Annotated in this window: 14 protein-coding genes, 2 pseudogenes and 1 riboswitch; of the genes and pseudogenes, 7 read left to right on the forward strand and 9 right to left on the reverse strand. The window is 67.5% G+C overall.

Features of this window, described 5'->3' with window-relative positions; genetic code table 11:
- Both A9X04_RS04605 and A9X04_RS04610 read right to left on the reverse strand, forming a co-directional pair.
- Positions 1–481, reverse strand: a 481-nt coding sequence (locus A9X04_RS04605; protein ID WP_231985658.1) for an FHA domain-containing protein, incomplete at its 3' end; no start/stop codon positions are given.
- 78 nt (positions 482–559) lie between these two features.
- Entirely contained in the window at positions 560–1,777 is a 1,218-nt protein-coding gene (locus tag A9X04_RS04610; RefSeq protein ID WP_067918189.1) for an NADH:flavin oxidoreductase, read from the reverse strand.
- 83 nt (positions 1,778–1,860) lie between these two features.
- Between A9X04_RS04610 and A9X04_RS04615 the strand changes: the two genes are divergently transcribed.
- Positions 1,861–2,706 carry a bifunctional methylenetetrahydrofolate dehydrogenase/methenyltetrahydrofolate cyclohydrolase gene (locus tag A9X04_RS04615; RefSeq protein WP_067918190.1) on the forward strand — a complete coding sequence of 282 codons (846 nt, stop codon included), beginning with the start codon at positions 1,861–1,863 and terminating at the stop codon, positions 2,704–2,706.
- Positions 2,703–2,984 (forward strand): DUF3017 domain-containing protein, encoded by a 282-nt coding sequence (locus tag A9X04_RS04620; protein ID WP_067918191.1) that lies wholly within the window; start codon positions 2,703–2,705, stop codon positions 2,982–2,984. The genes A9X04_RS04615 and A9X04_RS04620 overlap by 4 nt, the downstream gene beginning before the upstream one ends.
- Here A9X04_RS04620 and A9X04_RS04625 read toward each other — a convergent pair.
- Positions 2,981–3,505 carry a DUF732 domain-containing protein gene (locus tag A9X04_RS04625; RefSeq protein ID WP_067918192.1) on the reverse strand — a complete coding sequence of 175 codons (525 nt, stop codon included), beginning with the start codon at positions 3,503–3,505 and terminating at the stop codon, positions 2,981–2,983. The genes A9X04_RS04620 and A9X04_RS04625 overlap by 4 nt on opposite strands.
- Before the next feature lie 293 nt (positions 3,506–3,798).
- Here A9X04_RS04625 and A9X04_RS04630 point away from each other — a divergent pair, with 293 nt between their 5' ends.
- Positions 3,799–5,229, forward strand: a complete 1,431-nt coding sequence (locus tag A9X04_RS04630) for an FAD-binding oxidoreductase (protein ID WP_231985660.1) — start codon at positions 3,799–3,801, stop codon at positions 5,227–5,229.
- Positions 5,230–5,233: 4 nt separating this feature from the next.
- Here the strand turns inward: A9X04_RS04630 and A9X04_RS04635 are convergent, their stop codons facing one another.
- Both A9X04_RS04635 and A9X04_RS04640 read right to left on the reverse strand, forming a co-directional pair.
- Positions 5,234–6,571, reverse strand: coding sequence for a PPE domain-containing protein (locus A9X04_RS04635; RefSeq protein WP_067918196.1), 1,338 nt, complete (start codon positions 6,569–6,571; stop codon positions 5,234–5,236).
- A 176-nt stretch (positions 6,572–6,747) separates the two neighbouring features.
- Complete coding sequence (locus tag A9X04_RS04640) at positions 6,748–8,580, reverse strand: NAD-binding protein (RefSeq protein ID WP_082974802.1); 1,833 nt, start codon at positions 8,578–8,580, stop codon at positions 6,748–6,750.
- A 716-nt stretch (positions 8,581–9,296) separates the two neighbouring features.
- Between A9X04_RS04640 and A9X04_RS04645 the strand changes: the two are divergent.
- The 3 genes and pseudogenes from A9X04_RS04645 to A9X04_RS04655 form a co-directional block, all read left to right on the forward strand.
- A pseudogene (locus tag A9X04_RS04645) lies at positions 9,297–11,225 on the forward strand (APC family permease); the annotation flags it as partial.
- Between the two features lie 46 nt (positions 11,226–11,271).
- Positions 11,272–13,257: pseudogene (locus A9X04_RS04650) on the forward strand (APC family permease); the annotation flags it as partial.
- 123 nt (positions 13,258–13,380) lie between these two features.
- Positions 13,381–13,833, forward strand: coding sequence for a hypothetical protein (locus tag A9X04_RS04655; protein ID WP_067918197.1), 453 nt, complete (start codon positions 13,381–13,383; stop codon positions 13,831–13,833).
- Here the strand turns inward: A9X04_RS04655 and A9X04_RS04660 are convergent.
- The 4 genes from A9X04_RS04660 to A9X04_RS04675 all read right to left on the reverse strand — a co-directional run bounded on the left by A9X04_RS04660 (position 13,826) and on the right by A9X04_RS04675 (position 17,349).
- The gene (locus A9X04_RS04660; RefSeq protein ID WP_197509048.1) at positions 13,826–14,017 is read right to left on the reverse strand and encodes a three-helix bundle dimerization domain-containing protein; all 192 of its coding nucleotides are present in this window, start codon (positions 14,015–14,017) and stop codon (positions 13,826–13,828) included. The two genes, A9X04_RS04655 and A9X04_RS04660, sit on opposite strands and share 8 nt — an antisense overlap.
- A gap of 62 nt (positions 14,018–14,079) precedes the next feature.
- On the reverse strand, positions 14,080–14,814 hold the full coding sequence (locus A9X04_RS04665) for a class I SAM-dependent methyltransferase (RefSeq protein ID WP_067918234.1): 735 nt from the start codon (positions 14,812–14,814) through the stop codon (positions 14,080–14,082).
- On the reverse strand, positions 14,811–15,959 hold the full coding sequence (locus A9X04_RS04670; protein WP_067918199.1) for a homoserine O-acetyltransferase: 1,149 nt from the start codon (positions 15,957–15,959) through the stop codon (positions 14,811–14,813). Before A9X04_RS04670 ends, A9X04_RS04665 begins: the two co-directional genes overlap by 4 nt.
- A 10-nt stretch (positions 15,960–15,969) precedes the next feature.
- A complete protein-coding gene (locus tag A9X04_RS04675; RefSeq protein ID WP_067918204.1) occupies positions 15,970–17,349 on the reverse strand; it encodes a bifunctional o-acetylhomoserine/o-acetylserine sulfhydrylase in 1,380 nt (459 codons plus the stop codon).
- A gap of 166 nt (positions 17,350–17,515) precedes the next feature.
- Positions 17,516–17,632: riboswitch (SAM riboswitch) on the reverse strand.
- A 146-nt stretch (positions 17,633–17,778) separates the two neighbouring features.
- On the opposite strand from A9X04_RS04675, the gene A9X04_RS04680 reads away from it, so the two are divergent.
- Entirely contained in the window at positions 17,779–20,019 is a 2,241-nt protein-coding gene (locus A9X04_RS04680; RefSeq protein ID WP_067918208.1) for an NADP-dependent isocitrate dehydrogenase, read from the forward strand.
- The last annotated feature ends 4 nt before the right edge of the window (positions 20,020–20,023 follow it).

Below are 20,023 nucleotides of genomic sequence, written 5' to 3' on the forward strand. Positions count from 1 at the left end.
GCCCCGCCCGGCGCGCCGCCGGGTCCGGGGGGCCGTCCGCCCAACTGGGCGTCGCCGCCGCGGCGACCGGAGGGGGCCCGGCCGGGGCGGCGGACCACGCCGTCCCACCCGGATGCGCCGCGACCGGTATGCCCATCGATTCGGTTTGCGGTGGGCGCCCGGCCATTCCCTGGTGGCGCCCGACCTCGAACGTCAGCTGCGGCCCGTCCGGATTCCCGATGTTGAGGCACTGGCCGTCGTGAATCTCGACCACCGGCACCCGCCGCCCGTTGACGAAAGTGCCGTTGAGGGAACCATTGTCGATCGCCAGCCAGCGGCCCTGGTCGAAGCGCAGCAACAGATGCGCGCGCGAGATCAGGGGGTGCGTGATGCGCATGTCGGCGCGCAGATCGCGCCCCACCACCACGTCGTGACCGGCGGCAAACGTGCGTTCTGACCCGTCAAAACGAACCGTCAACGCGGGTGGGGCTGGTGCACTCATCGGACCAACTGTATCTCGTGAAGCCAAGGCAACCCTGAGGCCCGAATGTGCGTTGTGGGACGCCCGATCGTCCGCTCGCTAGGCCCGATCGCCCGCCAACACGTCCGGGGCGCCCGTGACGACGCAGCGCGTCCGGGTGTAGATCGTGGCCATGCACTTGTTGCAGTGGGTGCATGCCGAATGCACGCTGTGCGCGGCGCCGTCGGCCGCGATCCGGTTGATCAGGTCCGGCTCGGCCAGCAGCGCCCGGCCCATCGCGACGAAGTCGAAGCCCTCGGCCATCGCGAGGTCCATCGTGTCCCGGTTCGTGATGCCGCCGAGCAGGATCAGGGGCATCGTCAGCTCGGCGCGGAACAGCTTGGCGTGGCGCAACAAATAGGCCTCGCGGTAGGGGTACTCGCGCAGGAACTTCTTGCCCGTCATGCGCATGCCCCAACTCAGCGGCGGCTTGAACGCGGCGGCGAACTCCTTGATCGGCGCGTCGCCGTGGAACAGGTACATCGGGTTGACCAGCGAGCTGCCCGCCGTGAGCTCGATCGCGTCCAGGCCGCCGTCGTCCTGCAGCCACTTGGCGGTGGTCAGCGATTCCTCGGTGCTGATGCCCCCGCGCACGCCGTCGGTCATGTTGAGCTTCGCGGTGACCGCGATCGGCGTCCCTTCCTTTTCCACCGCGTGGCGGACGGCCATGACGATGCCGCGGGCCACTTTCGCCCGGTTCTCCAGTGACCCGCCGAACTCGTCGTCGCGGCGGTTGATCAGCGGGGACAGGAACGAGCTCGCCAAGTAGTTGTGGCCCAAATGGATTTCCACCGCGTCGAAGCCGGCTTCGATGGCCAGGCGGACGGCGTTGGCGTGTGCCTCGATGACGTCGTTGATGTCGTCGCGGGTCGCCTTCTTGGCGAACCGCATCCCGATCGGGTTGAAGAACCGCACCGGCGCCAGCGCCCTGGCCTTGTTGGTTTTTGCGTTGGCGACCGGGCCGGCGTGGCCGATCTGCGCGCAGACCGCCGCGCCCTCGGCGTGGATCGCGTCGGTGAGCCGGCGGAACCCGGGCACCGCCTCCGGGCGCATCCATATCCCGTTGCCCTCGGTGCGGCCGCCGGGGGAGACGGCGCAATAGGCGACGGTCGTCATGCCGACACCGCCCGAGGCCGGCAGCCGGTGGTATTCGATGAGGTCGTCGGTCACCAGGGTGTCGGGCGTGCGGGCCTCGAAAGTGGCCGACTTGATGGTGCGATTGCGCAGCGTGATCGGGCCGAGCTTGGCCGGGCTGAACACGTCCGGAGGGGTAGACATATCGGGAGCCTAATGGCGATCGCAAGCGCGGCGTAGCCGGGCGTGGCGGGTCGCGATCATCGATATCTGCCAGACTGTCAGGCGTGGGCGCAATCACACTGGACGGCAAGGCCACCCGCGACGAGATCTTCGTCGACCTCAAACAACGGGTGGCCGCCCTGACCGCGTCGGGCCGCACCCCCGGACTGGGCACCATCCTGGTCGGCGACGATCCGGGGTCGCAGGCCTACGTCCGGGGCAAGCACGCGGACTGCGCCAAGGTCGGCATCACCTCGATCCGCCGCGACCTGCCCGCCGACATCGGCACCGCGACGCTGGAAGAGACGATCGACGAGCTAAACGCCAACCCGGACTGCACCGGTTACATCGTGCAGCTGCCGCTGCCCAGGCACCTGGACGAGAACGCCGCGCTCGAACGCGTCGACCCGAACAAGGACGCCGACGGGCTGCACCCGACGAACCTGGGCCGCCTGGTGCTCAGCGTTCCCGCGCCGCTGCCGTGCACCGCGCGCGGGATCGTGCACCTGCTGCGGCGCTACGACGTCGAGATCGCGGGGGCGCACGTGGTCATCATCGGCCGCGGAGTCACGGTCGGCCGCCCGCTGGGGCTGCTGTTGACCCGCCGTTCCGAGAACGCCACGGTGACGTTGTGTCACACCGGAACTCGTGATCTGCCGGCCTACACCAGGCAGGCGGACATCGTCGTGGCCGCGGTCGGCGTGCCGCACATGCTGACCGCCGACATGGTCCGTCCCGGTGCCGCGGTCGTCGACGTGGGTGTCAGCCGGACCGAGAACGGGTTGGTCGGTGACGTGCATCCCGACGTGTGGGAGGTGGCCGGCCACGTGTCGCCGAATCCCGGTGGGGTCGGCCCCTTGACGCGCGCGTTCCTGCTGAGCAACGTCGTCGAGCTGGCCGAGCGGGAATGAGCGCGCGGTCCGTCGTCAGGGCCCAGTGGCCAATCCTGTTGGTCGGGTTGACGTTCGCCACGGCGCTCGCGTTGGTGGGGGCGAACTTCTGGCGGCGCGGTTCGCTGCTGATCGGTATCGGTGTCGGCCTGGCCGCGGTGTTGCGGCTGGTGTTGTCCGACGAGCGGTCCGGCCTTCTGGTGGTGCGCAGCAAGGGAATCGACTTCATCACCACCGCGGCGGTCGCGACGGCGATGGTCTACATCGCGTGGACCATCGACCCGCTGGGTACCGGTTAGATACCGGGCGCCGCGGGGATCCGCCCCGCCATGGCGGGTATCTGGCCCGCCATCCCGGGAATCTGCCCCGCCATCCCGGGGATCTGGCCCGCCATGCCCGGCATCTGCCCTGCCATTCCCGGCAGTTGCGGCACCGCGCCGGACAGATTGCCGCTGGCCAGGTTTGCCATCTGTTCGGGGCAGTAGGTCTGTATCGCGATCGTGGTGAACATGCGCGCCATCATGGGCGACATGCCCCGCCCCGAGACGCTGGAGGCGGCCGCGGCGAAGTTGCCGCCCGGCTGGGCGAGCATCGGGCAGATGGACTGGCCCACCGACATCGCGTTTCCGGGTTCGCCGAAGTCGATGCCGGCGTGGTTGAGCGCGTCGATGAAGTTGTCGTCGGGGTTGTCCGCCCGCACCGGCGCCGCGAGCGCCGACGCCGCGGTGAGCAGGCCGGCGGCCACGGCCAGCAGGCGAACGGTCAGGGGCTGATTCCGAAACGCCCAGATCCAGTTATGCGTTCGTGGCAGCGCCTTCATGCGGCCTCCCCCTCGATCGTGGAGTGCGCGCGGGGCACTCGAATCACGTTAGGAACTCTGATCTATCACTGTCACGTTTGCGACACGGTGGGATAAAGGTTCGCACAATAAGCGTTTTGCGGGTTCGCCGCGTCGCGATCCTCGATTATCGGGGCGCGCGCGACGCGGCGTCGCGCTGGCGATCGAAGCCACACTGTGATCTGACACGAGCGCTCATGCCGGGCTTTTGCGCCGGGAATGTTCGAGAATCTCCGCACATGACGACGAATCGCAGCCGTCCGCTGAGCCCCTCCGTGCAGGGGGGCATCTCGCGCCAGGCATTCCTTCGCGGCGCCGTCGGGATGTTGGCCACGGGCGCGGTTTTGGGCACCGCGCGGGCGGCCGCCGACCCCGCCGTCGGCTGGGGTGGGCTGGCGTCCGCCATCGGCGGAAGGGTTGTGCTTCCCGCCAACAGCGCTCAATTCTCCACCAGCAAAAAGGTTTTCAACTCGTTCTACGACAGCTCCAGTCCCGCAGCGGTGGTGACGGTTTCCTCCCAGGCCGACGTGCAGAAGGCGGTCGCTTTCGCGACGGCCAACAACCTCAAGATCGCCCCGCGCGGGGGTGGGCATTCCTACGTCGGTGCGTCCAGCGCGAACGGCACACTGGTGCTGGACCTGCGCGGTCTCCCGGGCGGTGCCAACTTCGACGGCAACAACGTCACCGTGAGCCCGGCGACCACCCTGTATGCGATCCATCAGGCGTTGACCGGCGCCGGCCGGGCGATACCCAGCGGCACCTGTCCGACCGTCGGCGTCGCGGGACTGGCGCTGGGCGGCGGGATAGGCCCCGACAGCCGCCGCGCCGGCCTGACCTGTGACGCGCTGCAGTCGGCGACCGTGGTCTTGCCCAGCGGCGACGTGGTGACCGCGTCCGCCAACGACAATCCGGACCTGTTCTGGGCGCTTCGCGGCGGTGGCGGCGGCAACTTCGGGGTGACGACGTCGATGACGTTCTCCACCTTCGCTACGGCCGACACCGACGTGGTGCGGCTCGACTTCCCGCCGGCGTCGTCCACGCAGGTGCTCGTCGGCTGGCAGTCCTGGCTCAGCGCGGCCGACCGGAACACTTGGGGCATCGTCGATCTCATGGTCGGCTCGGCGCCGAACTGCCACGTGCTGGCGACCTGCCCGGCGGGGGCGGGGTCGGGGGTGGCCGATGCGATCAAGTCCGCGGTCGGGGTGGCACCGACGTCGGTCTCGAACAAGACGATGAGCCGGACCGACTTGATGATGTTTCTGGCCGGCGGTAGTTCGACGCCGCCGGCGCGATCGTTCGTCGCCGGGTCGGACGTCATCGGCCCGGTCGATTCCACTGCGGCGCACGCCATCGCCGCCGCGATAGGGCAGTGGCCCTCGGGCGCCGGGCAAGCATCGGTCCTCGTCGATCCGCTCGGTGGCGCCGTCGCGGACGTGGCGGCGGGCGACACCGCGTTCCCCTGGCGCAACCAGGCCGCCGTCTTGCAGTGGTACGTCGAGCCGGCCGGCAACCAGGTCAACGCCGCGAACACCTGGCTGACCTCCGCACACCAAGCGGTGCAACAGATTTCGGTCGGCGGATACGTCAACTATCTGGAGGCCAACGGCGCGCCCGCGCGGTACTTCGGCCCCAATCTGTCGCGGCTGACGACCGTGCGGCAGAAGTACGACCCGAATCGGATCATGTTCTCCGGGTTGAACTTCTGAAGCACTAGCGACCGAGCAGACGATTCCTCTGCTCGGTGTACTCCTCGTCGGAGATCAGCCCCTCGTCGCGCAGCCTGGCGAACTCGCGTATTTCGGCGGCGATCCCCGTCACCACGGTGCGCGGCTCGGCCTGCGGCGTTCCGTCTTCACCCGGGGCTGCAGCGTCCTCGGTGTTTGGCTGCCTGGCAACGGGAGTCGCGCCCAGCGGCGCGCGAGCGCGGGTGCCGACCGCGTCGCGGATGGCACGTCCGGCCGTGCCCGCCAGGGCCATCTCACCGAACGTGCTCTCGAAGCCCGGTGCCGCCGCCGGGACGGCGGCACCGGCGGGCGCGGCCGGCAACGCCAGCGCGATCGGGCGCACCGCCGGGGTGCCCGCCGCCCAGGTGGGCGGCACCGAAAGCCCACCGATCGAATCGGATTCGCCGAGCCCGGCCGACACTCTGGACACCACGTTCGGCGTTATCACTTGAGCGGGCGGCGTCACGTTGCCCACTATCGACAGCGGCGCGCCATTCGCATCCCAGTCGCTCACGATGTCATCGGTGTGCAAACCGGTCTCAGCGCCGATGAGGTCGATCGGCATGGTTACCGCCCCCAGCGGGCCCATCGGGGCGTCCACCCCGTACGCGATCGCGTCGGCGCCCACGTTGATCAGGTCCAGCGGCGTGTTCAATCCGAGCGCGGACGCTGCGGCGCCCGCCGCTCCGGACCCCGCGCTGCCCGCCCCGGTGGCGGTCGACACCGCGCTCTGGGCGGACCCGGCGGGCAGCGCGGCGGCTTGGCTCACCTGGGCCGCCTGCAGGGCCGATCCGCCGGGGCTGGTGTTCTGGTGCGGCGGGGTGAACGATGCCAGCTGCGTGGCCGCCGCCACGGAACCCGCATAGCCGTACATCGCGGCCGCGTCCTGGGCCCACATCTCGCCGTACTCGGCTTCGGTGGCGGCGATCGCGGGGGTGTTCTGCCCCAACAGGTTTGTGGCGACCAGCATGGCCAGCCGGCTACGGTTGGCGGCCACCGCCGGCGGCGGCACCGTCGACGCAAACGCCGCCTCATAGGCCGCGGCGGCAGCCCTGGCCTGGCCGGCAGTCTGTTCGGCTTGCGCCGCCGTAGCGCTCAACCAGGCCACATACGACGTCGCGGCAGCCGTCATCGCCACCGACGAAGCGCCGAGCCACGGGCCGGAGGTGAGCCCGCTGACCACCGATTCGTAGGAGCCCGCGGCCGAATGCAGCTCGGCGGCCAGCGAATCCCACGCCTCGGCGGCGGCCAGCATCGGGCCCGCTCCCGGACCGGCGTACATCAGGCCCGAGTTGACCTCCGGCGGTAGCGTCGCGAAATCCATTACCGCCGTCCCTATTCACCCGAGCGCAGAACGCTCGGGCCGGCGGCGGGTCTGCGAACGATGGACGACAAGAGCCTCCCCCTCAATGACGTGCTGGCAAGGCGCGGCCGGGGCTGCGCCGAAGTGTTGCCGAGGGACATCCGGTCCCGGTCGGTCAACGAAAGTTGCTGCGGTGGTCAATGACTGGCTATACCGCGTGCTCCTCTGATCGGTTCCAGGTGCCGGACGTTGTCTTCATCCGGCTCCATTGCTGCTTCCTCGCAACCACAGTCACGTTCGGTCCCCGGGCCGTCGGCGACCGGCCGCGGGGAGGGCTGCCCCTTGCGCAGCGTGGCGATGAGTTCCCGGTACGGACCGACGAGGTAGACGGTGTCCCCGGCGCTGAGCCGGGAGTCGCGGCGCGGGTGCAGCCGAACCGGGGCATCCTCCCGAGTCACCGCGATGACCCGGGTCTGCGTCGACACCTCGAACATCTGCAACCCGTCGAGTTCGCTGCCCGCCTGCACATACATCCCGCCGATCAAAAACGATCGGTTGCCGACCGAGAACGTACCCAGCACCTGCAGGCCCATAGCCGCGCCGATGAACCATGGTGCGGCCAGTTCGACTGTGGAGCGGACGTTTTCGAAGCCGAAACGCTGGGCTACCGCGGATCCCAGGTCATGGTCGTATACGCGGAGGACGAGCGGCACCTTGCCCCACCGATTGCCGGCGAATGCCGGTTGGGGGCCAAGCATCTCGCGGACCACGATGCCCGTTTCGATGTTGACCATGTCGTCGCGCGTCAGCACCGCGACCGCGCGGGCGGTGTCGACCCGGGCCGCTTCCAGTGTCGGGCGTAACGTCGCGTCCCCGAAGATGACCGGTACGTCGAGATCGGCCGCCGTCGAAAGGAACTGATTGTTCGGGTCGCGCTCGATCACCGCCACGTCGTAGCCGGCTTCGGTGAGATCGGCGACCACCCGGACCCCGAGGGCGCTCAACCCGACGACGATGATGTGGTTGCGCAGGTGGCGTGCCCGGGGGCGTGCGGACAGCGTGAGGAATCGCCGGGACAGCAGCACATCGGCGATGAAGGCGACCAGCAGGGCGGTGGTGGTCACGCCCGCCAACATCAACACCGCCGCGTAGAGCCGCAGCCACGTCGGCTGTTTGGCGAAGCTGAAGTCGCCGTACCCCGTCGTGGTGATCGTCTCGTTGGTGAAGTAGAACGCGTCGGTCCAGGACATCCCCGGGTGGGTGTAGGAGAAGTGCAGCAGGGTCGTCGAACCGATGACCAACAGGACCAGGGCGACGATAACGGGGTAGAACGCGGGGTTGACCTCGGCGGGCAGGGCCCGTACCGCATAGAGGACACGCCGCAATCGCGACTGGCGTGACCGCATCCGGTCGTGGCGCGGAAGCTTGACCCCGCAGGCGGCGACCTCCTCGGTGGTGCCGATCATCGCCGTCCAGTCGCCGGCGCTGACCCGCTGATCCCGTCCCGGGCAGACCACGACCTCACCCGCGTTGGCGGCGGTGTCGTTGTGCACCATCGCCACCGGGGCCAGGTCGCCGTAGATTTCCCGCAGCGACGCATCGAACGGCGCCTCGGCGCCGAAGCACACGAACTCGATCCCCGCCACCTCGAAGGGATGGGTGGTGCGCGCGAGACAGGCCTCGACGACCGCGGCGCCGGCGAGATCGGCGACGCCGAGGATCGAGTTGGGCCCTTCGTCGGCGGCGACCGCTTCACGGAGGACGTCATTGGCCACCCGGGCCACGACTCGAATCTTCGGGTTGGCCTTCCGCGCGAGCAGGGCGATCTCCAGGTTCGTCGCGTCGTCGTCTCCCGCGCACACGACGGCCGACGCTGCGGTGACCCCAGCCCGGGCGAGCTCGGTCTTGACTCGGGTGCCCGCGAGGTCGGAGTCGAGGAGCCGGGCCACGCGCGCTCCGGCTCTTTTCAGCTCATCGACGATGGTCGACGCCAGCGCGTCATCACCGCTGACGATGATGCATTGGTTCATGACGTTCCATTCCTCCGCGAACCACAGTTACCCCTCCGCTTAACCGATCTGGATGATCTGCTACTCCACGCATCCGGTGACGCAGATGCGGGAAACCCTGTGGCGCAAGAACCTTTGCCCCGCCCCGGGTATCACGCGCCACTCCAAGGAAATGGAGATCGAACTCGATGCTAACAGACAGATTCCGGATACGACGAGCAAGAACGGCCCCGCCTGCACTGAACGGACGAACTCGACGATCGGAAACTCGTGTCCGAATCAACTGGAGCACAACAAAATCCAATTTATACAAGTCGGACTTGTGTCAATGCGTTATAAAGGTGAGAGACGAAGGGCTTCAGAACCGTTGCTGTACAACGCCGTTGAAATACCTGTGGATTCGCTGGCGAGATAGCGGATCGCCCCGATGGGCCGCTGTGAGGCAAAGCACGGTATTCCACAACGGGTTTCGCGCAGGCGCTCACGGGTGCTCAATCCCGCGGATTTCGCTCCATTTATTACCAATTGAGGTCTCCGTGTTAAATCCGGGTCACTCTACTGAGAGTGTCCTGGCAATTCTTCTGACAATTCGCTGTGGTTATCCCCACTGGCCAAAGAAGACGTGGCGACAAAAGCGGTTGCGGCATATACGCTTTCGGCGGCTGCACGGCCCGGGGGGCGTCATCTGCACGTCAGCCTCACGTAGGGGGAAAGGGATACATTCTGTGGCAACATCTTTGGCTGAGCGGCGGACCGTCCATCACAGACCGTGGTCGTCGTTCTCCGATGTCTTCAAACGCGGCCTACTCGGCAAGCCTTTGATCAACTCTCAGCTCGAGCACGAGAAGTTGTCGAACCCCGTCGCGCTCGGTGTCTTGTCGCCCGACGCGATCTCCTCCACCGCCTACGGCTCCGAGCAGATCATGATCGAGCTGTTGCCGGCGGCCGGGATGGCCGCGTTCGCCCTGTTGCTTCCGATCACCGGGGTCATTCTCTTGATCCTGGTGTTGGTCGCGGTGTCGTATCGCCAGGTCGTGATGGTCTATACGCGCTCCGGTGGATCGTACGTGGTCGCCCGCGAGAACTTCGGGCCACGAGTGGCGCAGGTGGCCGCCGCGGCGCTGTTGATCGACTACGTGGTCACGGTCGCGGTGCAGTGCGCGGCGGGGACGGTGGCGGTGGCGTCGGCGGTACCGGTGCTGGGGCCCTACAGCCTGGAGATCACCGTCGGCATGGTGCTGTTCATGTGCTTTGCGAACCTGCGCGGACTGCGGGAAGCCGGAGCGCCGTTCGCGGTGCCCACTTACGCCTTCGTGGCGATGGTCTCGCTGACCATCGTCGTCGGGGTCATCCGTGAGCTGTGCGGCAACCTGCCGACGTACGATCCCCAGCACATCGCCGGAGCGGTGCCCGTCCACCAGGGCAGCGGACTGGTGATGGGGGCGACGCTGCTGGTGGTGTTGCGCGCGTTCGCCAACGGTGGTTCGTCGCTGACCGGGGTGGAAGCCATCTCCAACACCGTCACCACCTTTCGCAAGCCAGAAGGTGTCAACGCCCGCCGGGTGATGACGATCATGGCCTGCATCCTCGCGTTCCTGCTTGCGGGAGTGGCCTGGCTGACGCACGTGACGCACGCCGTCCCGTACACCGACGGATACCCCTCGATGTTGTCGGAGATCGCCCGGGCGGTCTTCGGCCACGGCCCGGCCGGAAACGTCCTGTACATCCTGGTGCAGGCGTCGACCGCGGCGATCCTCTACACCGGCGGCAACACCAGCTTCAACGGCTTCCCCGCCTTGGCCAGTTTCGTTGCGGGAGACCGCTTTCTGCCGCGTCCGTTGATGAAGCGCGGCCATCGCCTGGTCTTCTCGAATGGCATCATCGCCCTGACCGCGCTGTCGATCGCGCTGCTCGTCATCACCGGCGGCTCAGTCGATGCATTGGTGCCGTTCTACGCCATCGGCGTGTTCACCGGATTCTCGATGGCCGGGTACGGCATGACCAAACACTATCTGCGCCAGCGCGGCCCGGGCTGGCGGCGCAAGGCGGTGGTCAACATGTCCGCGGGGATCCTGTCGACGGTCGTGGTGGGGATCTTCGCGGTGGCCAAGTTCACCGAGGGCGCCTGGCTGATCGTGGTCGTCTTCCCGTTGCTCGTGCTGGCGTTGATGCGACTCAACCGGCAGTACCGTGCGGAGGCTTCCGTGCTGGAGATGTCCCGCACCGAGAGGCCGATCCTATCCAGATACGCCCGGCACCGGGTCTTCGTCTTCGTGGATGCCGTCGACCTCGCGGAGGTCGAAGCGCTGCGATACGGAAATGGCCTGCACGCCGACGAGCTGACCGTGGTGCATTTCGTGATCGACTCCGACCATGCCGCTCGGCTGCAAAAGCGCTGGGAGGTCTTCGAACACGACACCCCGCTCCGGCTGGTCGACTGTCCCGATCGCCACCTGGGCCGAGCCGCCCATGAGCTCGTCCTGCGGGTGCTCAACGAGCATCCGGATACCAAGGCGACCGTGCTGCTGCCGCGCCGGACCTACTCGCCGCTCGTCGGCCGGCTGCTGCACGATCGCACCGCGGACAAGATCGCCCGGGCGGTCAGCCGGATTCCGGGCGCGGCCGCGCAGATCGTGCCTTATGACATCGAGTCCCGCATCGCCGAGGTCACCCGCGCGGGATGAGGCAATCCGGTCTCGAGAAAGGGATGTTGTGACGCAAACGAGTGGCGAAATACCGCTCTCCTTCACCGACAAGTGCAAGCGGCTTTTCCTCGGGCAGCCGTTGACCACCGACCAGCTGGACGGCGAGAGGCTGCCGAATCACATTGCCCTCGGGGCGCTCTCGCCGGACGCAATCTCATCGACGGCGTACGGCACCGAGCAGATCATGATCGAGCTGCTCCCGGCGGCCGGCATGGCGGCGTACGCGTTGGTGCTCCCGATCACCGGCGTCATCCTGGTGATCCTGGCCCTGGTGTGCGCCTCATACCGGGAGGTCGTGATGGCCTACACGCGTGCCGGTGGGTCCTACACTGTCGCGCGGGAGAACTTCGGTCCGCGGGTGGCACAGGTTGCTGCCGCGGCGCTGCTGATCGACTACGTGGTGACCGTGGCGGTGCAACCGGCGGCGGCGACGGTGGCGGTGGTGTCGGCGATTCCCCAGCTGCGGCCGTATCACCTGGAGATCACGTTGGCGGCGGTGGTGCTGATCTGTCTGGCCAACCTGCGCGGGTTACGACGGTCGGGGCGCACGTTCGCGATGACGACGTATGCGTTCGTCGCCATGATCACGTTGACGATAGTGACCGGCTTCGTTCGCGAAATGTTCTGGGGCTTACCGAAATACGATCCGCAGCACATCGCGGGCGCGGTGCCGGTGCATCAGGGCGGCGGCCTGGTGATGGGTGCGACGATCCTGATCGTGTTGCGCGCGTTCGCCAACGGTGGCACCTCACTGACCGGGGTGGAGGCGGTGTCGAACACCGTCAACGTCTTCCGAAAGCCACAGGGCCCCAACGCGCGTCGTGTGCTGACGTGGATGGCCTGCATCCTCGGGTTCTTGCTCGCGGGCGTGGGCTGGCTGACCCACGTCACCCACGCCGTGGCCTATCTCGACGAATACCCGTCGATGCTGTCGGAGATAGCCCGGGCGGTCTTCGGCCACGGCGTGATCGGCAACACCCTCTACTTCGGTGTGCAGGCGTCGACGGCGGCGATCCTGTTCACGGGTTGCAACACCAGCTTCAATGGCTTTCCCGCGTTGGCGAGTTTCGTTGCCGAGGACCGTTTTCTGCCCCGCCCGCTGACGAAACGCGGGCATCGCCTGGTGTTCTCCAACGGTATCTTCGTGCTGACCGCGCTGGCCATGGTGTTGCTCGTCATCACCGAGGCGAAGGTGAGTGCGCTGGTGCCATTCTTCGCGATCGGTGTCTTCACCGCGTTCGCGATGGCCGGCTACGGCATGGCCAAGCATCATCTGACCCGCCGCGAGCCGGGCTGGCGTGCCAAGCTGGCGGTCAACCTGGCGGCGGGGATCCTGTCGACGGTCGTGGTGGGGATCTTCGTGGTGGCCAAGTTCACCGAGGGTGCCTGGCTGATCGTCGTCATCTTCCCGTTGCTGGTGCTGGCCTTGATGCGGCTCAACCGGAAATACCGTGACGAGGCCTCCGTGCTGGAGATGACGCGCGCCGAGGATCTCGACCTGGCGCGGCATCCGCGCCTGCAGGTGCTGGTGTTCGTGGACACCATCGATCTGGCCGAGATCGAGGCGGTGCGGCTCGGGCATGGGCTGCACGCCGACGAGCTGACCGCGGTGCACTTCGTGATCGACGTCGATCACGCGGTGCGGCTTCGCGAGCGGTGGGATCGCTTCGAGCACGACACGCCACTGTGGTTGATCAACTGCCCCGATCGGCATTTGAGCCGGGCCGCCCACGAATTGGTGCTGCGGGTCCTCAAGGACCATCCGGACACCAGGGTGACGGTGCTGTTGCCGCGCCGGACCTATTCACCCCTGTTGGGTCGGCTGCTGCACGACCGCACCGCGGACAAGATGGCCCGGACCGTCAGCCGCGTCCGGGGGGCGACCGCGATCATCGTCCCCTACGACATCGAGTCGCGCATCGCGCGGATGGCCCCCCACGGCCTCGAGGCTCCCGCCGCGGAAGTGGTCGGCCCCGTCGGGGCGCCGGTCTCGACCCTGGTGGGCGACTGAGCGGGTCCTTTGGCCCACGGGACGGGCCCGAAGGCCCTACCGAACATGACGCCGCGGTGCGGAGACTTTGCCTAACACGGGCTCCACACCTAAGGCAGGTCAGTCATGTTCATGCAGGTGCTCAAGCACTGGGGCGGTGCCGCCGTCGCCACCACGAGTCTGCTCACCGTGGGTACGACCGGGACGGCCGGCGCCGACTACGCCGGCGTCCCGCAGTGGTACTCACAGGCCCAAGAGCATTTGGCCAACACGGCGAATCAGATGCAGGCGGTGGTCGACGCGATCAAGGCCAACGACCTCGGCGCTCTGCACTCGGCATGTTCGGCCGTCCACGACGAACAAACGGTCGGCCTGCAGGCCCACCTGCCCACGCCGGATCCGGCGCTGACCAGGGCGCTTCAAGCCGAGATCAACGACTTCCACACGGCGACCCACATCTGCATGTCCCTGGGGCCGAACAGCACGCCGGCCGACCTGGACCGCGCGGACGCGTTCACCCAGCGGGCGATTGACGACCTCAAGACGGTCAACGACATCCTCGTCGAAGACCTCAGTTGAGCCTGCGCTTCAGTTCGTCGCGGGCGCGTTTCTCCGCCAGCAGCGTGACGAAGTCGCGGATCCGGCTGTCGCGGAACCGGGCGTGCTCCTGCCGCAGGAGGTCGCCGACGTCGTCGGTGGAGATGCGGGGAAACTCGTCGACCAGTCGTCGCTCGACATCGGCCAACAGCCTTTCTTCGCTCACCTGAACCATTTCACCCATGGTCTACAGGGTTGCCATCCGTGTCGTTTCGTAAAACGGCCCGGCTACCCGGCGAGCGTCGCCCTGATGCAGACGGTGACATAGGGCAATGCCAGCCCCGTCGAATTCGCCAGCGCCGGGTGGGTGGCCAGCAACTCACGCACCTGGTCCAGGGTTTGGGTGCGGACCTCGGCCGGCGAGGTGATGCAATAGCTGCGCGAGGCGACCAGGTCGATCAGGGCTTGCGGCGTCAGGTAGTTCGTCCACTCGACCTGGTGGCGCTCCGGCGCGGTGAACGACTCGGTCAAGTCCACGTCGAAGCGGCCCCGGTCGCCGTCGGAGCCGATGATGTCGCCCAGCTCCCGCACCCAGCCCAGCCGTTCGTCGCGGGTGTTCCACACCAGACCCAGCCGCCCGCCCGGCCGCAGCACCCGGGCCACCTCGGGAATCGCGTGCTCGGGATCCACCCAGTGCCACGCCTGCGCGACCAGCACAACGTCAACGCTGTTGTCCGGCAACGGAATGTCTTCCGCCGTGCCCAGCAGCGCCCGGGTCTCCGGCAGGGAGGTGCGCAACACCTCCAGCATGTCGGGAATCGGGTCGACCGCCACCACGTCCAGGCCGCGTTCCACCAGCCGCGTGGTCAGCTTGCCGGTGCCTGCACCCAGGTCCAGCACCTGGCGCGCGCCGCGGGGCAACAGCCAGTCGATGGCCTCCGGGGGATAGGACGGACGCCCCCGCTCGTAGGCCGCGGCCGCCGAACCGAACGACAGCGAGCGATCGTGGCGAGAGCGGGTCACCGCCGACACGTGCCTTCGGTAGCGGCCAACTCCAACGTCTCGCGGATCAGGGCGCCGACCGCCTCCGATTCCACCAGGAAGCCGTCATGACCGCAGATGGACTCGACAACGTGCAGGCCGCCGCAGCCCGGCAGCAGGTCGGCGAGTTCCTGCTGCAGCCGCAGCGGGTAGAGCCGGTCGGAGGTGATGCCGCCGACCACGGCAGGCACCGGGCAACCGCGCAGGGCCTTGCGCACGCCACCGCGACCGCGGCCGACGTCGTGGCTGTTCAGCGCCTCGGTCAGGGTCACGTAGCTGCCCGCGTCGAAACGGGCCAGCAGCTTGTCGCCCTGGTGTTCCAGGTAGCTCTGCACCGCGTAGCGGCCGCCTCCGAATGGGGGGCCGGGGTCCTCGCCGGCCTGTACGTCGTTGCCGAACCGGGTGTCCAGCTCCGCTTCCCCGCGGTAAGTCAGATGGGCGAAGCGGCGGGCGATCATCAGGCCGGTATCCGGTGTGTGGCCGGTGTCGTGGTAATCGCCGCCCTGCCAGTTCGGGTCGGCCTTGATGGCCGCGATCTGCGTGGTCTGGGTGCCGATCTGGTCCGCGGTCGCGCGTGCGCCGACCGCCAGCAGCAGCCCGGCCCGCACCCGGCCAGGATGGCCGACCATCCACTCCAAAGCCCGTGCGCCGCCCATAGATCCACCAACAACCGCGGCGACCTCGTTGATTCCCAGCGCGGCCAGCGCGGCGATGTCGGCCTCCACCTGGTCGCGCACCGAAATCTTCGGAAACCTTGAGCCCCAGGGCTTTCCGTCGCGAGCCAGCGAGCTGGGCCCGGTGGAGCCGCGGCATCCGCCCAGCACGTTGGTCGCTATCGCGCACCAGCGGTCGGTGTCGATCGGCGCGCCCGGCCCGGCCACCCCGTCCCACCAGCCGCCGGTGGGATGCCCCGGGCCGGCGGGCCCGGTGATGTGCGAGTCGCCGGTCAGCGCGTGCAGCACCACCACCACGTTGTCGCGGGTCGGCGACAGCTCGCCCCAGCGCTGAACGGCGATGCAGACGTCGTCGATCACGGCGCCGCTCTCGGTGGTCAGCGAGCCGATGTGCACCAGGCCGATCTCGCCTTCGGCCGGCAGCGTCTGGGTTCCGACGTCGGAGATCGTCATCGCCGGCCCCTTAGAACGCCGCCACTGCTTGCGGGTCGGCGCCCGGGGCCTGCGCGCCCGCACCGTACTTGCGCGCGGCGGCGAAGCCGAGCTCCAGGTCGGCCAGGATGTCGTCGATGCCCTCGATCCCGACGGCCAGCCGCACCAGGCCCGGGCTGACACCGGTGCTCAGCTGCTCGGCCGGGCTGAGCTGGGCGTGGGTGGTCGAAGCCGGGTGGATCACCAGGGAGCGCACGTCGCCGATGTTGGCGACGTGGCTGTGCAGCTTCAGCGCGTTGACGAACGCCTTGCCGGCCTCGACGCCGCCGGCCAGCTCGAACGAGAGCACCGCGCCGGTTCCCTTGGGCGCCAGCTTCTTTGCCCGCTCATGCCAGGGCGAGCTGGGCAGCCCGGCGTAGTTGACCGCCAGCACGCCCTCGTGTCCCTCGAGGAATTCGGCGACCCGCTGCGCGTTGGTGACGTGGCGCTCGACGCGCAGACTCAGAGTCTCGATGCCCTGGGCCACCAGGAACGCGTTGAACGGCGACGCGGCGGAGCCGAGGTCGCGCAGCAGCTGCACCCGCGCCTTGAGCGCGTACGCCGGCGGGCCGAGCTCGGCGAACACCACGCCGTGGTAGCTCGGGTCTGGCGTGGTGAATCCGGGGAAACGGCCCTGCGTCCAGTCGAAGGTGCCGCCGTCGACGATGACCCCGGCGATCGCGGAGCCGTGCCCGCCGAGGTACTTGGTCGCGGAGTGCACCACGATGTCGGCGCCGTGGGAGAACGGCTGGATCAGGTAGGGAGTGGCGATGGTGTTGTCGACGATCAGCGGTATCCCGTTGGCGTGGGCGACACCGGCCACCCCCGGGATGTCCAGCAGGTCGATCTGCGGGTTGGAGATGGTCTCGCCGAAGAACGCTTTGGTGTTGGGCCGCACGGCGGCCTGCCAGGAATCCAGGTCGTCGGGATCGTCGACGAAGCTCACCTCGATGCCCAGCTTGGCCAGCGAGTAGTGGAACAGGTTGTAGGTACCGCCGTAGAGGCGCGGGCTGGAGACGATGTGATCCCCGGCACACGCGAGGTTCAATATGGCGAATGTCTCAGCGGCCTGGCCCGAGCTCAAGAACAGCGCGGCCACGCCGCCCTCGAGGGCGGCCACGCGCTGCTCGACGACATCGGTGGTCGGGTTGCCGATCCGGGTGTAGATGTTGCCCGGAACCTCCAGCCCGAACAGCGCCGCGGCGTGCGAGGTGTCGTCGAAGACGTAGGAGGTGGTCTGGTAGATCGGCAGTGCGCGGGCGTTGGTCGCCGGGTCCGGTTGCTGACCGGCGTGGACCTGCTTGGTCTCGAAGGACCAGCGGGCGGTCGGGTCGGCGTCGTCGTTGCTGGTGGTGCTGTTGTCGGGGCTCACGTGCGGTTGCTTTCTGGCTCGAGATCTGCGAATCGGGTATCGGGGATGCCGGCGGCTGGGCGGCCGCGGGTCAACAGCGACACGCGCTACGGCACATGAGCCGATCGCAAAGAGCTAAAGATGTGCACATCACGTCTTCCCCTCTAGTCAGGGGTCCGTTATGGCGGACCCGCGCTTGCCGCGCAGCCTGTGGCTACTAGACCTGGTCATCACCCGGGGCACCCCACCGCGGTTGGAGGGTTGCCGGCCAGCAAGCCGGGGCTTGATGCTGGCGCTCATGACCAATACGGAGACTATCTTACTGTGCCGACTGGATGCCAATGGCAGGTCGACACCTGCCCAAACGCCCTTGATAACGTGGCAGCAAGAACGCTGAGCCCCCCACAGATCTGACCGATATTCGAGGTTTTCCACGCCGGGAGAGGGACCGTGAGCGCCGAACAGCCGACCGTCATCTACACACTGACCGACGAGGCGCCGTTGCTGGCGACCTACGCGTTCCTTCCGATCGTGCGCGCCTTCGCCGAGCCGGCGGGCATCGAGATCAAGACCAGTGACATCTCCGTGGCCGCACGGATCCTCGCCGAGTTCGGCGACTACCTGACCGAAGAGCAGCGGGTCGACGACAACCTGGGGGAGCTGGGCCGGCTGACGAAGCTGGCCGACACCAACATCATCAAGCTGCCCAACATCAGCGCCTCGGTGCCCCAGCTGATCGCCGCTGTCAAGGAACTGCAGGGCAAGGGCTTCAAGGTTCCGGACTTCCCACAGAGCCCGAAGACCGACGAGGAGAAGGAAATCCGCGTCCGCTACGGCAAATGCCTGGGCAGCGCGGTCAACCCGGTACTGCGGGAAGGCAATTCGGACCGTCGTGCGCCCAAGGCCGTCAAGGAATTCGCGCGCAGGCACCCGCACAGCATGGGCAAGTGGTCGCCGGCCTCGCGCACCCACGTCGCGACCATGCGGCACGGCGACTTCTACCACGGCGAGAAGTCGATGACGCTGGACCGCGCGCGCAACGTGAAGATGGTGCTCAACACCAAGAGCGGGAAGACCCTCGAGCTCAAGCCCAAGGTCGAGCTGCGCGACGGCGACGTCATCGACAGCATGTTCATGAGCAAGAAGGCCCTGGTCGAGTTCTACGAGGAACAGATGCAGGACGCCTACGAGACCGGCGTGATGTTCTCCCTGCACGTCAAGGCCACCATGATGAAGGTCTCCCACCCCATCGTCTTCGGCCACGCTGTCAAGGTCTTCTACAAGGACGCCTTCGCCAAGCACCAGGAGCTCTTCGACGAGCTCGGCGTCGACGTCAACAACGGATTGGTCGACCTGTACAGCAAGATCGAGTCGCTGCCGGCGTCGTTGCACGAGGAGATCATCCGCGACCTGCACGCCTGCCACGAGCACCGCCCCGAGCTGGCGATGGTCGATTCGGCCAAGGGCATCACCAACTTTCACTCGCCCAGCGACGTGATCGTGGACGCGTCGATGCCGGCGATGATCCGCGCCGGCGGCAAGATGTGGGGCGCCGACGGGCGGCAGAAGGACACCAAGGCCGTCAACCCCGAGTCGACGTTCTCCCGGATCTATCAAGAGATCATCAACTTCTGCAAAACCAACGGGCAGTTCGACCCGACCACGATGGGCACCGTGCCCAACGTCGGCCTGATGGCCCAGCAGGCCGAGGAGTACGGCTCGCACGACAAGACATTCGAGATTCCCGAGGACGGCGTCGCCGACATCGTCGACCTCGACACCGGCGAAGTCCTGCTGACCCAGAACGTGGAGGAGGGCGACATCTGGCGGATGCCGATCGTCACCGACGAAGCGATCCGCGACTGGGTCAAGCTGGCCGTCACGCGAGCGCGAAACTCGGGCATGACGGTGGTGTTCTGGCTGGACACCGAGCGGCCGCACGAGGTCGAGCTGCGCAACAAGGTGAAGCGGTACCTCAAGGAGCACGACACCGAGGGCCTGGAGATCCAGATCATGCCCCAGGTGTGGGCGATGAGGTACACGATCGAGCGCGCGGTGCGCGGGCAGGACACCATCGCCGCCACCGGAAACATCCTGCGCGACTACCTCACCGACCTGTTCCCCATCCTGGAGCTGGGCACCAGCGCCAAGATGCTGTCCATCGTTCCGCTGATGTCCGGTGGCGGAATGTACGAAACCGGGGCGGGCGGATCGGCGCCCAAGCACGTGCACCAACTCCTCGAGGAGAACCATCTGCGCTGGGATTCCCTCGGTGAATTCCTGGCCCTGGGCGCGTGTTTCGAAGACATCGGGATCAAGACCGGCAACGAGCGCGCCAAGCTCCTGGGCAAGACGCTGGACGCGGCGATCGGCAAGCTGTTGGAGAACAACAAGAGCCCGTCGCGCAAGGCCGGCGAACTCGACAACCGCGGCAGCCAGTTCTACCTGGCGCTGTACTGGGCGCAGGAACTCGCCGGGCAGTCCGACGACGAGGAGCTGCGCAAGCACTTCGCCGCCCTCGCCGAGTCGCTGGGCCAGAACGAGGACACCATCGTGGCCGAGCTAGCCGAGGCGCAGGGCGAGCCGGTCGACATCGGCGGCTACTACTACCCGGACAACGAGAAGACGACTGCTGTCATGCGGCCGAGCAAGACGTTCAATGAAGCGCTAGCCGCTTCGCAAAGCTCGTAAAATC

It is taken from the genome of Mycobacterium sp. E3247, from assembly GCF_001667785.1.
In the GTDB taxonomy this organism is placed as follows: domain Bacteria; phylum Actinomycetota; class Actinomycetes; order Mycobacteriales; family Mycobacteriaceae; genus Mycobacterium.

What these genes read in the sequence shown, in the direction of transcription:
- A9X04_RS04640 (WP_082974802.1), bottom strand. Translation starts at nt 8,580, where the DNA reads ATGAACCAATGCATCATCGTCAGCGGTGATGACGCGCTGGCGTCGACC.
- A9X04_RS04625 (WP_067918192.1), bottom strand. Translation starts at nt 3,505, where the DNA reads ATGAAGGCGCTGCCACGAACGCATAACTGGATCTGGGCGTTTCGGAAT.
- A9X04_RS04635 (WP_067918196.1), bottom strand. Translation starts at nt 6,571, where the DNA reads ATGGATTTCGCGACGCTACCGCCGGAGGTCAACTCGGGCCTGATGTAC.
- A9X04_RS04610 (WP_067918189.1), bottom strand. Translation starts at nt 1,777, where the DNA reads ATGTCTACCCCTCCGGACGTGTTCAGCCCGGCCAAGCTCGGCCCGATC.
- A9X04_RS04620 (WP_067918191.1), top strand. Translation starts at nt 2,703, where the DNA reads ATGAGCGCGCGGTCCGTCGTCAGGGCCCAGTGGCCAATCCTGTTGGTC.
- A9X04_RS04670 (WP_067918199.1), bottom strand. Translation starts at nt 15,959, where the DNA reads ATGACGATCTCCGACGTCGGAACCCAGACGCTGCCGGCCGAAGGCGAG.
- A9X04_RS04655 (WP_067918197.1), top strand. Translation starts at nt 13,381, where the DNA reads ATGTTCATGCAGGTGCTCAAGCACTGGGGCGGTGCCGCCGTCGCCACC.